Annotated in this window: 15 protein-coding genes; 8 read left to right on the plus strand and 7 right to left on the minus strand. The window is 69.0% G+C overall.

The genetic code is table 11. The features are described from left to right. The first annotated feature begins 62 nt into the window (after positions 1–62). Both EV653_RS39910 and EV653_RS39915 read left to right on the plus strand, forming a co-directional pair. Entirely contained in the window at positions 63–1,169 is a 1,107-nt protein-coding gene (locus tag EV653_RS39910; RefSeq protein WP_134111521.1) for a Gfo/Idh/MocA family protein, read from the plus strand. A 10-nt stretch (positions 1,170–1,179) separates the two neighbouring features. Next, complete coding sequence (locus EV653_RS39915) at positions 1,180–2,187, plus strand: sugar phosphate isomerase/epimerase family protein (protein ID WP_130449090.1); 1,008 nt, start codon at positions 1,180–1,182, stop codon at positions 2,185–2,187. A gap of 2 nt (positions 2,188–2,189) precedes the next feature. Here EV653_RS39915 and EV653_RS39920 read toward each other — a convergent pair whose 3' ends face one another. After that, positions 2,190–3,371, minus strand: coding sequence for an MFS transporter (locus EV653_RS39920; protein ID WP_134111522.1), 1,182 nt, complete (start codon positions 3,369–3,371; stop codon positions 2,190–2,192). An 82-nt stretch (positions 3,372–3,453) separates the two neighbouring features. Here EV653_RS39920 and EV653_RS39925 point away from each other — a divergent pair, with 82 nt between their 5' ends. Next, positions 3,454–4,140, plus strand: a complete 687-nt coding sequence (locus tag EV653_RS39925) for a FadR/GntR family transcriptional regulator (protein ID WP_202872056.1) — start codon at positions 3,454–3,456, stop codon at positions 4,138–4,140. Here the strand turns inward: EV653_RS39925 and EV653_RS39930 are convergent. Beyond that, the gene (locus tag EV653_RS39930; protein WP_370359505.1) at positions 4,103–4,678 is read right to left on the minus strand and encodes a GNAT family N-acetyltransferase; all 576 of its coding nucleotides are present in this window, start codon (positions 4,676–4,678) and stop codon (positions 4,103–4,105) included. The genes EV653_RS39925 and EV653_RS39930 overlap by 38 nt on opposite strands. Continuing rightward, positions 4,659–5,429 (minus strand): MerR family transcriptional regulator, encoded by a 771-nt coding sequence (locus tag EV653_RS42425; RefSeq protein WP_134111524.1) that lies wholly within the window; start codon positions 5,427–5,429, stop codon positions 4,659–4,661. The genes EV653_RS39930 and EV653_RS42425 overlap by 20 nt, the downstream gene beginning before the upstream one ends. 48 nt (positions 5,430–5,477) lie before the next feature. Between EV653_RS42425 and EV653_RS39940 the strand changes: the two genes are divergently transcribed. Then, positions 5,478–5,729 (plus strand): hypothetical protein, encoded by a 252-nt coding sequence (locus tag EV653_RS39940; protein WP_134111525.1) that lies wholly within the window; start codon positions 5,478–5,480, stop codon positions 5,727–5,729. Here EV653_RS39940 and EV653_RS39945 read toward each other — a convergent pair. Then, the gene (locus EV653_RS39945) at positions 5,710–6,069 is read right to left on the minus strand and encodes a MerR family transcriptional regulator (protein ID WP_134111526.1); all 360 of its coding nucleotides are present in this window, start codon (positions 6,067–6,069) and stop codon (positions 5,710–5,712) included. The two genes, EV653_RS39940 and EV653_RS39945, sit on opposite strands and share 20 nt — an antisense overlap. 56 nt (positions 6,070–6,125) lie before the next feature. Here EV653_RS39945 and EV653_RS39950 point away from each other — a divergent pair, with 56 nt between their 5' ends. After that, the gene (locus tag EV653_RS39950; protein WP_134111527.1) at positions 6,126–6,551 is read left to right on the plus strand and encodes a hypothetical protein; all 426 of its coding nucleotides are present in this window, start codon (positions 6,126–6,128) and stop codon (positions 6,549–6,551) included. Here the strand turns inward: EV653_RS39950 and EV653_RS39955 are convergent. Beyond that, positions 6,460–7,641 carry an MFS transporter gene (locus EV653_RS39955; protein WP_134111528.1) on the minus strand — a complete coding sequence of 394 codons (1,182 nt, stop codon included), beginning with the start codon at positions 7,639–7,641 and terminating at the stop codon, positions 6,460–6,462. The genes EV653_RS39950 and EV653_RS39955 overlap by 92 nt on opposite strands. Positions 7,642–7,693: 52 nt before the next feature. Here EV653_RS39955 and EV653_RS39960 point away from each other — a divergent pair, with 52 nt between their 5' ends. Together EV653_RS39960 and EV653_RS39965 are read left to right on the plus strand one after the other, a co-directional pair. Next, the gene (locus tag EV653_RS39960; RefSeq protein WP_202872057.1) at positions 7,694–8,455 is read left to right on the plus strand and encodes a DeoR/GlpR family DNA-binding transcription regulator; all 762 of its coding nucleotides are present in this window, start codon (positions 7,694–7,696) and stop codon (positions 8,453–8,455) included. A 235-nt stretch (positions 8,456–8,690) separates the two neighbouring features. Then, entirely contained in the window at positions 8,691–9,884 is a 1,194-nt protein-coding gene (locus EV653_RS39965) for an MFS transporter (protein WP_134111529.1), read from the plus strand. On the opposite strand, the gene EV653_RS39970 is transcribed toward EV653_RS39965, so the two are convergent. Both EV653_RS39970 and EV653_RS39975 read right to left on the minus strand, forming a co-directional pair. Further along, positions 9,877–10,980 (minus strand): trans-sulfuration enzyme family protein, encoded by a 1,104-nt coding sequence (locus tag EV653_RS39970; protein ID WP_134111530.1) that lies wholly within the window; start codon positions 10,978–10,980, stop codon positions 9,877–9,879. The two genes, EV653_RS39965 and EV653_RS39970, sit on opposite strands and share 8 nt — an antisense overlap. Then, the gene (locus EV653_RS39975; RefSeq protein ID WP_134111531.1) at positions 10,970–11,695 is read right to left on the minus strand and encodes a TetR/AcrR family transcriptional regulator; all 726 of its coding nucleotides are present in this window, start codon (positions 11,693–11,695) and stop codon (positions 10,970–10,972) included. The genes EV653_RS39970 and EV653_RS39975 overlap by 11 nt, the downstream gene beginning before the upstream one ends. Positions 11,696–11,802: 107 nt before the next feature. On the opposite strand from EV653_RS39975, the gene EV653_RS39980 reads away from it, so the two are divergent. Then, positions 11,803–12,999 (plus strand): cytochrome P450, encoded by a 1,197-nt coding sequence (locus EV653_RS39980; RefSeq protein ID WP_134111532.1) that lies wholly within the window; start codon positions 11,803–11,805, stop codon positions 12,997–12,999. Positions 13,000–13,026: the final 27 nt, after the last annotated feature.

A 13,026-nucleotide genomic window follows, 5' to 3' on the forward strand; every position in this document is an offset into this window, starting at 1 on the left:
GTCGTACCAGCCGTGGACTTTTGCTTGACAGGGTTCAAAAGGGTCCCATAGCGTCCTACGACGTGTCCACCACTGCGCGCGAGCCGAGGAATCGTCTCAGGGTCGGAATTGTCGGCGGCGGCTTCATGGGCCAGGTCCACGGCAGGTCCGCGTTGGTTTCAGGAGCGACCGTGGTGGGCGCCGTCGGCTCCTCACCGTCGAGAGCGCAGGCAGCCGCGGACGCGACCGGCGCCGAGCGCGGGTTCGCGACCCTCGACGAGCTGCTCGCCTCCGACATCGACGTCGTCCACGTCTGTACGCCGAACAACACGCACCGCGACGTCACGCTGAAGGCTTTCGAGGCCGGCAAGCACGTGGTCTGCGAGAAGCCGCTCGCCACGTCCGTGGCCGACGCGACGGGTCTGACGGCTGCAGCGCAAGAGACCGGCCTCGTCGGCGCCGTGCCGTTCGTGTACCGCTACCACCCGATGGTCCGCGAGCTGCGGACCCGGATCGCGGCCGGCGATGCTGGTGTGATCACCAGCCTGCACGGCTCGTACCTGCAGGACTGGCTCGCCGGAGCGGACGACCAGAACTGGCGCGTCGACGACACGACCGGCGGTCCGTCGCGGACGTTCGCGGACATCGGGTCGCACTGGTGTGACCTGACCGAGTTCGTCACCGGCGACCGGATCGCCGCGATCAGCGCGCAGCTGCGCACGGTACGAACCCAGCGCGGCGGAGTCGAAGTACGCACCGAGGACCTCGCGACGGCGCAGTTCCGGACCGAGGCCGGAGTGGTCGGGACGATCGTGGTCAGCCAGGTCGCGGCCGGCCGCAAGAACCGCCTGTACCTCGAGGTGTCCGGCACCGAGTCGAGCTTCGGCTTCGACCAGGAGGACCCGGACCGGTTGTGGGTCGGTCGGCGCGACGCGTCGCAGCTCCTGACCCGCGACCCCGAGACGCTCAGTCCGCCCGCTGCCCGGGTGAACCGGCTGCCGGCCGGGCACGCGCAGGGGTACCAGGACGCCTTCGACTCGTTCGTCGCCGACAGCTATGCCGCCGTACTGGGTGACCACCCGGACGGGCTGCCCGATTTCGCCGCTGGAGCGCGGTCCGCTCGCGTGGTCGACGCCGTACTGCGATCTGCCGCGAGCGACTCTGCCTGGATCACCGTTGACAATTCTTAGGAGCTTGTAGATGCCACGCCCGATCACGCTGTTCACCGGTCAGTGGGCCGACCTGCCGTTCGAAGAGGTCTGCCAGTTCGCGTCCGAGGCCGGGTACGACGGCGTCGAGATCGCCTGCTCCGGTGACCACTTCGATGTCCAGCAGGCCGTCGACGACGACTCCTACGTCCAGGGCCGCAAGGACATTCTGGAGAAGTACAACCTGCAGGTCTTCGCGATCTCCAACCACCTGGTCGGCCAGGCGGTCTGCGACGACCCGATCGACTTCCGGCACCAGGCCATCGTGCCGTCCCGGATCTGGGGCGACGGCGACGCCGAGGGCGTACGGCAGCGGGCGGCCGAGGACCTGAAGAACACCGCTCGTGCGGCCAAGAAGCTCGGCGTGAACACGGTCATCGGCTTCACCGGCTCGTCGATCTGGCAGTACGTCGCGATGTTCCCGCCGGTGCCGGCCGAGCGGATCGAGGCCGGGTACCGCGACTTCGCCGACCGATGGAACCCGATCCTCGACGTGTTCGACGAGGAGGGTGTGCGGTTCGCGCACGAAGTACACCCGTCGGAGATTGCGTACGACTACTGGACCACGACGCTGACGCTAGAGGCGATCGGCCACCGCGAAGCGTTCGGGCTGAACTGGGACCCGTCGCACATGGTGTGGCAGGACATCGACCCGGTCGCGTTCCTCTGGGACTTCAAGGACCGGATCTACCACGTGGACTGCAAGGACACCCGGATGCGGGTCGGCGGCGGCCGCAACGGCCGGCTCGGCTCGCACCTGCCGTGGGGCGACCCGCGGCGCGGCTGGGACTTCTACTCGACCGGTCACGGCGACGTGAAGTGGGAGGACTGCTTCCGCGTGCTGAACTCGATCGGTTACGACGGCCCGATCTCGGTCGAGTGGGAGGACGCCGGCATGGAGCGCAAGGTCGGCGCCGCGGAGGCGGTCAACGTCATCCGCGCGCTCGCCTTCGACAAGCCCGCTGCGGCGTTCGACGCGGCCTTCGCCACGGACAAGTAAGTTCAGCGGTTGTCGCGGCCGGCGACGAACCCGATCATCACCTGCGTGGCTGAGAGTACGGCGAATACGATGAGCGTCGTACTCCAGCCGCCGGTCACCTGCGTCAGGTAGCCGGCGACGACCGGACCGGCCGCCGCCAGCGTGTAGCCGATGGCCTGCGCCATCCCGGACAACTGGGTGGTCTCGTGGTGGCCGCGGCCGCGAAGACTGATCAGCGACAGTGCGGCGACGAGCCCGGCTCCTTGGCCCAGACCGCCGACGACGGCCCAGACGAGCGCGAGCTGCGGCGCCAGCAGCAGACCGAGCAGCGCGACGAGGATCGGCGTACTCGCGGTCACCAGGCCGGCCCGCTGGTTGGTCGGATGCCTCAGCAGGAATGGGATGCTGAGGCCGCCGATCAGGCCGAACACCTGGAACAGGAACAGGTGTACGCCGGTGACGCGCTCCGAAACGCCGCCGGTCGAGATCTCGATCGTGGGCAGCCAGTTCACGAACAGGTAGAAGCTCGTCGACTGCAGCCCCATGAAGCCGGTCACCAGCCACGCCGTCGGCTGCCGCCACACGCTGACCGGGGGAGTGCCGTCCTCGACGCGTGCCGCCGGCATCGGCTCCGGCGAGAGCGTGCGCGGCAGCCAGATCACGGCGACGACAACGGCGAGACCACCCCAGACCGCGAGCGACAACCGCCAGTCGACCGCATCAGCGATCGGTACGGCGAGGATCGAGGCGATCGCAGCACCGCTGGTGATGAACGCGGTGTAGACCCCGGTCGCGCGCGAGACATTGCCTGCGTAGTCGCGCTTGATGATCACCGGGACCAGCACGTTCCCGATCGCGATCGCTGCGCCGACTACCGCCGTACCGATCCAGAGGCCTGCCTGGCCTGTGTAAGGGCGCAGGGCGCTGCTGAGCGCGAGCACGAGGAGCGAGACGAAGACAGCACGCTCCATCCCGAAGCGGCGCGACGCGAGGTGGACGAGCGGTGAGGCGACGGCGAACGCGAGCAGCGGCAGCGTGCCGAGCAGGCCCTGCGCGGCCTCACCCAGGTGCAGGTCGAGGCCGATCCGCGGCAGCACCGGACCGACCGCGGTCAGCGCCGGCCGGAGGCTCAGCGCGACCACGAAAGCGGTCGCTGTGATCAGCGCCGACCGCTCCCGAGTCACTGGTTCGGTCAACACCGCCACGACACACCTCTCCCTGTTCTTGCTCTCTGCAGATGTCCTACATTTACACACTGTACGCTAGCCCCTGGACGGAGGTGGGCGGGTGTCGATCGAAGGACCTGTGCGGCAGGTGCCGCTCGTGCTGCAGGTGTCGGAGCGGTTCCGGGCGCAGATCGAGTCCGGGGCTTGGCCACGCGGCTCGCGGATCCCGGGCGAGAATCAGCTTGCGACCGAGCTCGGCGTCAGCCGCGGGACGATACGGGAGGCGCTGCGTTCGCTCAGCCTGACCGGCCTGCTCGAGCCGCGCGTCGGCGACGGCACCTATGTCCGGGCGACCAACGAGATCAGCGGCGTACTGGTCCGGGACGAGCTGTCCGCCTCACTCACGCATGTGCTCGATGCCCGAGCCGGCATCGAGGCCGCAGCCGCCCGCCTGGCCGCGCAGCGTCCGGATCCGGACAGCCTGGCAGCCATGTCCGACGCACTGGAGTCCCGGGCGGCTGCGGGCGACCTGGACGCGTTCGTTGCCGCGGACGCCGAGTTCCACCGCGGAGTCGTGGTCGCGAGCGGGAACCCGTTGCTACTGCGTCTGTACGACGCGATCGCCGAGGTGCTGACCGAGTCGATCCACCAGACCGCGACGATGCCCGAGGACCACCGGATCCTCGACGCGCACGTCGACGTACTCGAGGCGATCCGGGCGGGCGATCCCGAGGCGGCGAGTCAGGCGTCGTACGCCCTGATCGAGACCATCAAGCAAGAAGCGAAGGATCCGGCCAGTAGTACCTGAAACAGGCCGGGTGGCCGTTGAGCCGCCGCTGCTCCCCGCCTGGCGGCGGGACGTCCTTGCGGTCGCCGCGGATGCCGCCGCGCGCTTCGTAGAATCCCTGCGCCGCGATGTTCTGCTCGAGGACCCACAGGTAGAGCCCGGATCCGGGTGCCGCCTCCTGCAGGGCCTTGGCGGTCAACGAGAGCAGCTGGGTCCCGATGCCTTGCCGCTTGAGCGGTGCGCGGACATGCAGGTTGTCGACGAGCGCACCGTACTTCGGGTCGGCGCCGATGATCAGATGGGCCAGCCCGACCAGCTGACCGTCGTACTCCGCGAGCGTCGTCCGAGTACCCTCCCGCGCCGCCAGCCGTTTGGCCCACATGGCATCGAGATACTCCGCCGACTCGTCGTCGAGGAACGCGTCGGCGTACGCACCGCGGTAGTGCCGCCGCCAACTGTCCCCATGCAGCTCAGCCACCGCCGCCGCATCATCCGCCCCACCCAACCGAAACCGCAGCTCATCCACCCCCGAATTCGTATCACTCGGCACGACGGCCACCCGGGCTTGTCCGAAGCGTGAACCCCACGTCCGCCATTCGGCCGCGGATCAACGAGTCGAGCCGTTGCCAGCCTGGTGAGGATGCATTGAGCGTGTTTTGCAGGAGGTCGGGGATGGCGGGATCGGCATCACTGCCGGGTGGTTCGGTGCCGTAGCGCTGGATGCTGGCGGCAACGATGCGGTCTGCGAGCTCGACCAGGAACGGGTCGTCCGGGTCGAGGGCGTGGGCGTGGTCGGCGGCCAGGTACAGGTTTCTCAGCTCGGGATCGGTGAGCGATTGTGCCTGGTCCTGGAACAAGGTGTCGGCCAGCTCCGGGTGCGTTGCGTAGACGATGATCCACAGGTCCCGCTCCATGGCGATCCACCGATCGGTGAAGCCGAGCGCGGGTAGTCCGGCGAGATGGTCTTCGACGTTCGAGGGCAGGATGCTGATCTCGCCGGCCGCCAGCTTGCGGAGCCGGCGCTGGGTATCGCGGAGACTCTTGATGCGGGCGGTCAGGTCGGTATCGATCTGCTGCACCGCAAGGGCGAGCTCCTCCGGCGTTGATCCGAGCTCACGGATCCGCGCGAGCGGTACGCCGGCGTCCGCCAGCATGCGGATCCGGACCAGCTCGACGACCGCGTCCGCGGCGTACCGCCGGTATCCCGACGAGTCCCGTTCGGGCTCAGGTAGGAGGCCCTTCGCGTGGTAGACGCGGACCGTCTTCGTCGAGACCCCGACGTACCGCGCCAGCTGTCCGATCGTGAGCACGACACCATTCTTGACCTTGCCCCTAGGGCAATGTCACACGATGGCTGCATGACCGATTGGGACACGCTGCGCGCACTCGCCGACGAAGGCAACGAGAAGGCTCTGGACCGGCTGGCGGATCTGGCCGACGAGCGGGACGACGTCGATGCGTTGAGCGAACTGCTCGACGAAGGCTGCGACCGCGCCGGCGAGCATCTCACCCGCCGGGCCGCGACCGCGAAGGATCTGGTCGAGCTCCAGCGCATCAGCGACGCCGGGTACGACGAGGCGGGCGAAGTGCTCAACCGCCTATTGGACTGAGCGGGCAGCCGGTGCCGATGCGTTCGGTGAGGTCAGCGCGGAGGGTCGCCAGGTCCGCCATGCGCTGGTCGATGACCTGGACCTTCTCGGCGAGCAGGGCGGACAGGGCTGTGGCCGAGTCGGCGGAATCGCGGAGTTGCTCGCCATGCTTGGCGATCTCGGCCAGCGTGAAGCCGAGCGCCTGCGCCGTACGGACGTAGTGCAGCCAGGGCACCATCTCGACGGGGAAGTCCCGGTAGCCGTTCGGCCGGCGCTCACCCTCGACGAGTCCGATCCGCTCGTAGAAGCGGATGGTGTCCTTGGACAGGTTCGTCTGCTCAGCGAGCTCACCGATGCGCACGGGATCCTCCGTCGGGCTTGACCTTGGACAGCACTCCACTGTTTACCTTCGAACGCGTGTCTCCCCAAACCGGCTATCTCCGCATCGTCCGCGCCAGCGCCTGGTACGACCTGATCGTCACCGCCGGCTTCGCCACGCCCTGGACCTACGTCCTCGTCCACCGCGCCCTGTCATCGCTCGGAACCTTCCCTCCGGTCGACTCCATCCAGACGCTCTACGCGAATCTGATGGGCTCCGTCGTGATCGTCTGGGCGCTCCTCCGCCTGTTGCGCACGCTGCCGCTCCACGGCTTGTACGACGGCATCGCGCGCGTCCTGTTCGCAAGCTGGCAGACCTACGCGCTGGCGCATGGAGCGCCCAAGGTCCTGGCGCTGTTCCTCGTGGTTGAGATCAGCTTTGGAGTGGTTCAGCTCCTGCCGTGGTCGGTCGGCGGGGTGCGAGCACGCGAGCGAACACAGCCAGGCCGGCCGTCAGTGCGGTGACCACGATGAACGACATCGTCAGGTTGCTGGCCTGGGCGATGCCGCCGATGATCGACGGCGCCACCAGACCGGACGCGTAGGTGATGGTCGCGACGCCCGCGATCGCCTGACTCGGGTTGGGTCCGGTGTGCCCGGCGGCGGCGAACGCGAGCGGCACGGCGACCGCGATCCCCACGCCGATCAGCCCGAACCCGGCGATCGCCACGACCGCCGTCGGCGAAACGACCACGAGCAGACCGCCGAGCGTCGCGAGCACACCGCTCCACCGCACCGTCCGTACGGCGCCGAACCGATCCACCACCGCATCGCCGGTCAACCGCGCGATCGCCATCGTCAACGCGAACCCGGTCGTCGCCCCGGCCGCGACAGCCGCCGAACTGTCGAGAATGTCCCGCAGATACACAGCCGACCAGTCCAGACTCGCACCCTCCGCGAACACCGCGCAGAACCCGACGGCTCCGATCAGCAACGCCGACTTCGGCGGCAACGCGAACCGCGCCGGCGGCTCCTCGTCCTCGTCCGGATGGATGTTCAGCACGAAATGACACGCCACCGCACCGATCACCGTCAGTACGACAGCAGCCGTCGCGTGATGGAGCTGTGCGTTGACATTCGCATGAGCGGCGAAGGTCCCGACCGCCGCGCCGAGCAGCGCGCCCACACTCCACAGACCGTGCAACCCGGACATGATCGACTTCTTCAGCCGGTGCTCGATCTCGACGCCGAGCGCGTTCATCGCCACGTCGGCCATGCCCGCCGTACCGCCGTAGGTGAAGAGCGCGGCACACAACGCGAGCAGACCCGGGGCGAGCGACGGCAGGATCAGTGCGAGCGTCCAGAGGGCAAGTAGACCGCGCAGCGCGTTGCGCGTCCCGAACCGATGAGTGACCCGGGCGGCGAGCGGCATCATCAGCGCCGCGCCGAGCGCCGGGAACGCGAGCGCCAGCCCGAGCTGGCCCGCGGACACTCCCGCATGCTCCTGGATCCACGGCACCCGGGTCGCGAACGACCCGGTCACCGATCCGTGCACGCAGAAGACGGCGGCCACGGCGTACCGGGATCGCTTGACGAGCGCGGTGTCTTCAATCACAAGTAAACAGACAATCTGTTTGAACGATCAGGCGGATGGTAGATTTCTGCGCGTGAGAAGTGCAGAACGGCATCAAGTGATCGTAGAACGACTACGAGTCGTCGACCGAGTGTCGGTCCAGGAACTGGTCGAGGCGACCGAGGCGTCGGACATGACGGTCCGCCGCGACCTCGACTTCCTGGCGGCCCAGGGCGTGCTGAAGCGCGTCCACGGTGGCGCCGTGTCTGCGATGCCTTCCGGCCTTGAGCCGCCGTACTCGCTCCGCACGCAGGCCGCGACCGCCGCCAAGCAGGCGATCGCCAAGGCTGCGGTCGAGCACCTGCACGACGGCGAGACGATCGTCCTCGACAGCGGTACGACGGCGCTCGAGACCGCGCGGCTGCTGCACGACCGCGCGATGACGATCATGCCGCTGTCGCTGCACGTCGCGCACGAGCTGGCGGATGCGCCGCGGATCCGGCTGCTGATGCCGGGCGGTGAGGCACGCAAGGGCGAGCTCTCGCTGGTCGGCCCGCTGACCGTCGCCTCGCTGCGAGCGCTGCGCTTCGACGCGGCCGTGCTGAGCCCGTGTGCGTTCAGCCTCGATGCCGGGCTGACCGCGTTCGACCTGGGCGACGCGGAAGTGAAGCAGGAGGCGATGAACGTCGCGACTCGCACCGTCGTACTCGCGGACGGCGCCAAGTGGGACCGCGCCGCCCTCGCGTACGTCTGCCCTGCCGACCGGCCCGACCTGATCATCACCGACGAGTCGGCCCCCGAAGACCAGCGCACACTCCTGACCCAACGCGGCGTCCTCGTAGAGGTGGCCTCTTGACCGTGTTGATGCCGCGACTCCGTCGCGGCGGGTCATGGGGCTGTAACTCCCGGCCTTCCCTCGTCGCTCCGGTCGCTGTGCTGAATGCCGCGACTCCGTCGCGGCGGGTCATGGGGCTGTTGCTCCCGGTCTTCCCTCGTCGCTCCGGTCGCTTCGCTCCCTGCGCTCCTCAGTCCAGACCGGGAGGCCCCAGGACCGGGCTCCCTCCGCTCCTCAGTCCAGGCCGGGAGGCCCCATGACCGCGACCGACCTGCGACCGCAGGCCGCGCCGCCGCGCGCCGCTCGGGTTGCTACCTGGATGTACTTCGGTCTGAACGGGTTCGCGGTCGGGATGTGGGTCGTGCACATCCCGAGCATCGAGCAGAAGACCGGCATCACTCACAGCACGCTCGGGCTGCTCCTGCTGGTGCTCGGCGGCGCGGCGTTCACCGGCATGCAGGTCGCGGGTCCGCTCGTCGACAAGCTCGGTCAGCGCCGGCTCGTCCCGGCGGCCGGCATCCTGCTCGGCGTCGCGCTCGCCGGACCGGGCCTTGCGACGAACTGGTGGACGCTCGGCCTCACGCTGATCCTGATCGGCTTCGGCAATGGTTCGATCGATGTCGGCATGAACGCGCAGGCCGTGGTCGTCGAGCGCGGTTACCCGCGACCGATCATGGCCGCCTTCCATGCGATGTGGTCGATCGGCGGCGCGATCGCCGCGATCGTCGGTGCGGCGACGCTGCGGGCCGACGTACCGCCGGAAGTCACGCTCGCGTCGGCCGGCGTGCTGTGCATCGTGCTGTCCCTCGTTGCCAGCCGGTTCTTGCTGGAGGCAACCGTTCCGCCGGAGGACGACGTCGCCGAGGGCGGGCAGCGGGCGAAGCCGTCGGCCAAGCTGGTCTGGGCGCTGGGCGGACTCGCGTTCGGCCTGATGCTGTCCGAGGGCGTCGCGAACGACTGGGCCGCGCTGCACTTTCGCGACATCCTCGGCACCTCCGTGAGTACGGCGGCCTACGCGTACGGCGCGTTCGCGGTCGCGATGACCGTGGGCCGATTCCTCACCGACCGGGTCGCGGCCGTCGTCGGTCCGGCAGCGATCGTCCGGTGGGGCGCGGCGATGGCGGCGGTCGGCCTGACGCTGGTGATCGTCGTACCGTGGGTGCCGGTCGCGCTCGTCGGCTGGGCCGTGTTCGGGCTCGGCCTCGCGGGCGGCGTACCGCAGCTGTTCACCGCCGCAGGCAACCTCGACCCGCGGTCGTCCGGCGCGCTGATGGCACGCGTCGTCGGCCTCGGGTACGTCGGACTGCTGGCCGGGCCCGCGCTGATCGGCGGCCTCGCGCACTGGATGCCGCTGAACATCGCGTTCATCCTGCCGGTCGTGCTGTGCGTGCTGACGTTCTTCGGCGGCCCTGTGCTCAAGAGCCCTGCAGTCAAGAAGGATGTCAGCTGAGGGCTTGTTCGAGGTCCGCCCACAGGTCGTCGGGATGCTCGATGCCGACGGACAGGCGGATCAGGTCCTCGGGGATCGTCGGGACTTCCGCCGGCCAGCGGCGGCGGCGTTCCAGCAACGACTCGACGCCGCCGAGGCTGGTCGCGTGCAGCCAGAGCTCGGTGCGCTCGCAGACCCGTTGGGCGAGTGCCGCGTCACCTCCGAGTTCGACGGCGAGGATCGCGCCGAAGCCGGACATCTGCGCGGCCGCGCGGCTGTGTCCGGGATCGCTCGGCAGTCCGGGGTAGCGGACGCGGCTGACGCGCGGGTGTTCCAGCAGGCGCTCGGCCAGGAACGCGGCGTTCGACTGGGCGCGCTCGAGGCGGAGGGCAAGGGTTCGCAGACCGCGGAGCGCTAGCCAGGCCTCCATCGGACCGGGGATCGCGCCGAGGCTGCGACGGCGGAGCTCGATCGCGGACCACAGGTCGTCGTCCGCGGTGATCACCGCGCCGAGGATGACGTCCGAGTGGCCGGAGATGAACTTGGTGGCCGAGTGCATCACGACATCCGCGCCCAGCTGGAGCGGCTGCTGGAGCAGGGGAGTCGCGAACGTGTTGTCCACGACGACGATCGCATCGACCGCGTGCCCCGCTTCGGCAAGTGCCGGGATGTCGGCCACCTCCATCGCGGGGTTGGTCGGTGACTCGATCCACAGCATGTCGGCTCCGTCGAGGACCTGCTTGACCGCCTCGGTGTCCGCGATGTCGACGTGTTCGACCGTCAGCCGGCCGGTCCCGGTCTGCTGATCGAGCAGCCCGACCACGCCGGAGTACGCATGCTGTGGCGCTACGACCCGCCCGCCGACCGGGACCAGGTCGATCACCGCCGCGGCGGCCGCCATGCCCGACGCGAACGTCAGCCCGCGACCGCCCTCGAGCTCGCCGAGCGTCTCCTCGAGCGCCGACCAGGCGTCGTTGCCGAACCGGCCGTATCCGCGATCGCCGCCCGCGACGTACGTCGAGCTGAACACCGGCGACTCACCGACCGGCGCGTTCGGCACCCGCTCCGGCCGCCCCGCGTGGACGACGACCGTGGAGGGATCAAGCTCAGGAGTCATACCCCGAATTGTCGCTGACGCGATAGGTAGCCGCGGGCAGGGGGATGCCGCCGGTGCGGAGCAGACTCATCGCCTGGCGGGCGAGGGACTTCGCGTCGGTGGTGTCGGGCGTGTCGACCCAGACGCGGACGACGGTCTCGATGATGTTCATCGCGATCCCGGCCGCCAGCGCGCTGGTGAACTCGGCCCTGTTGTCGGCCCGATGATCGGTCCTGTTGTCGGCCCGATGATCGGTCCTGGTGTCGGCCCGGTTGTCGGCCCGGTTGTCCGCCCGGTTGTCCGCCCTGGTGTCGGTCGGTAGCCGCAGTACCAGCTCGTCGGCGAGGTCGGTGCGGAAACGCCAGATCAGCTCGTTGAGATGAGCGCTCACGGACGCGGTCTGCGCGGCCATGTCGAACACGGCCCGCACCCGGCCCGGATTGGTCTCAAGTTGCTCCAGGACGCGCTCGATCACCGCCTGCAGGCCGGCCGTCAGCTCCAGCTCGGGTTGCTCACGGAACCAGCTGACCGCGTCGCCGAGGCAGTCCTCGACGAACTCGAGAACCAGCGTCTCCTTGGTCGGGAAGTACCGGTACAGCGTGCTCGGCCCGACCTCGGCGGCCGCCGCGATCTGCTCGACCGTGGTCCGGCCGAAGCCGTTGTCGTTGAACAGCTCGAACGCTTTGTCCGCGATCAGCCGGCGGGTCCGCTCCCGCTTCACCTCGCGCAGTCCCATCAGCACCTCCGCGGGCAGGGTACCGGTTCGCCGACTCGCCGGACGTGGCTTCTCTTTGGTTGACTCAGCCATATGGTAGTCACTACCAAAATCCTTTGGGAGGGTTCATGTCCGAGAGCTTCCCCGTCAGTCGGCCCACCGGGTGTCCTTTCGACCCAGCGCAGGAGTACGCCGGGTTCCGCCGTACTCCCGGGCTGGCCAAGGTCGCCACCCCGGCGGGAGTCGACGCGTACGTGGTCAGCCGGTACGACGACGTGCGCACGCTGCTCCGGGACAGCCGGCTGAGTTCGCGGTCCGCGCCGTCGGACCACGTCGTACCTGGCGCTGATCTGGACCGGGAGGCCGACTCGGGTTCGATCCTTCACGCGGACGGTGCCGCGCACAAACGGCTGCGACGGATGCTGGCGACCGAGTTCGCGGTGAAGCGGATGGAGGCGATGCGGCCGCGGATCGCCGCGATGATCGACGCGCAGCTCGACACGATGCTTGCCGCCGGTGGGCCGGTCGATCTGGTGCAGGCGTTCGCGCTGCCGATCCCGTCGCTGGTGATCTGCGAACTGCTGGGCGTTCCTTATGCGGACCGCGCCGAGTTCCAGGAGCGGAGCGCGACGCTGGTGCGGGTCGACGGCGATCGGGACGAGATCATGCGGGTCAGCGACGCGCTCAACCAGTACATGGTCGGGCTGGTCCTCGCGAAGCAATCGTCGCCGTCGGACGATCTGCTGTCGCGGCTCATCACTCGTGGCGAGCAGCTGGGCGAGTCACTGAGTCTGCCGGAGCTGGTGTCGATCGGGATCACGCTGCTGATCGCGGGACATGAGACGACAGCGAACATGATCGCTCTGAGCACGCTCGCGTTGCTGCGGAACCCAGCCGAGCTCGCCGCCCTGCGGGCCGATCCCACGCTGGCGCCCGCCGCAGTCGAGGAGCTGCTTCGGTACTTGTCCGTCGTCCAGTTCGGGCTGTTCCGGCACGTCACGGACGACCTGCCGGTCGGATCCGCGACTCTGGAGGCAGGTGACTACCTGATCGCGGCGCTGTCCTCGGCGAACCGGGACTCGCAGGTGTTCCCGGATCCCGACCGGCTCGACTTGCGGCGGTCGGCCGGGGCGCACGTGGCGTTCGGGTTCGGGCCGCACCAGTGCCTCGGTCAGCAGCTGGCGCGGGTCGAGCTGCAGGAGGTCTTCACCCGGCTGTACGCGCGCATCCCGACGCTGCGACTCGCCGTACCGTTCGAGGAAATCGAGTACCGGGACAACACGCTCGTGTACGGAGTGACAGCGTTGCCAGTCACCTGGGACTGAGCCGGACACCGGCCGCTACGGAGTGCG

Origin of the sequence: Kribbella pratensis, assembly GCF_004365355.1 — a bacterium.
Lineage (GTDB): Bacteria > Actinomycetota > Actinomycetes > Propionibacteriales > Kribbellaceae > Kribbella.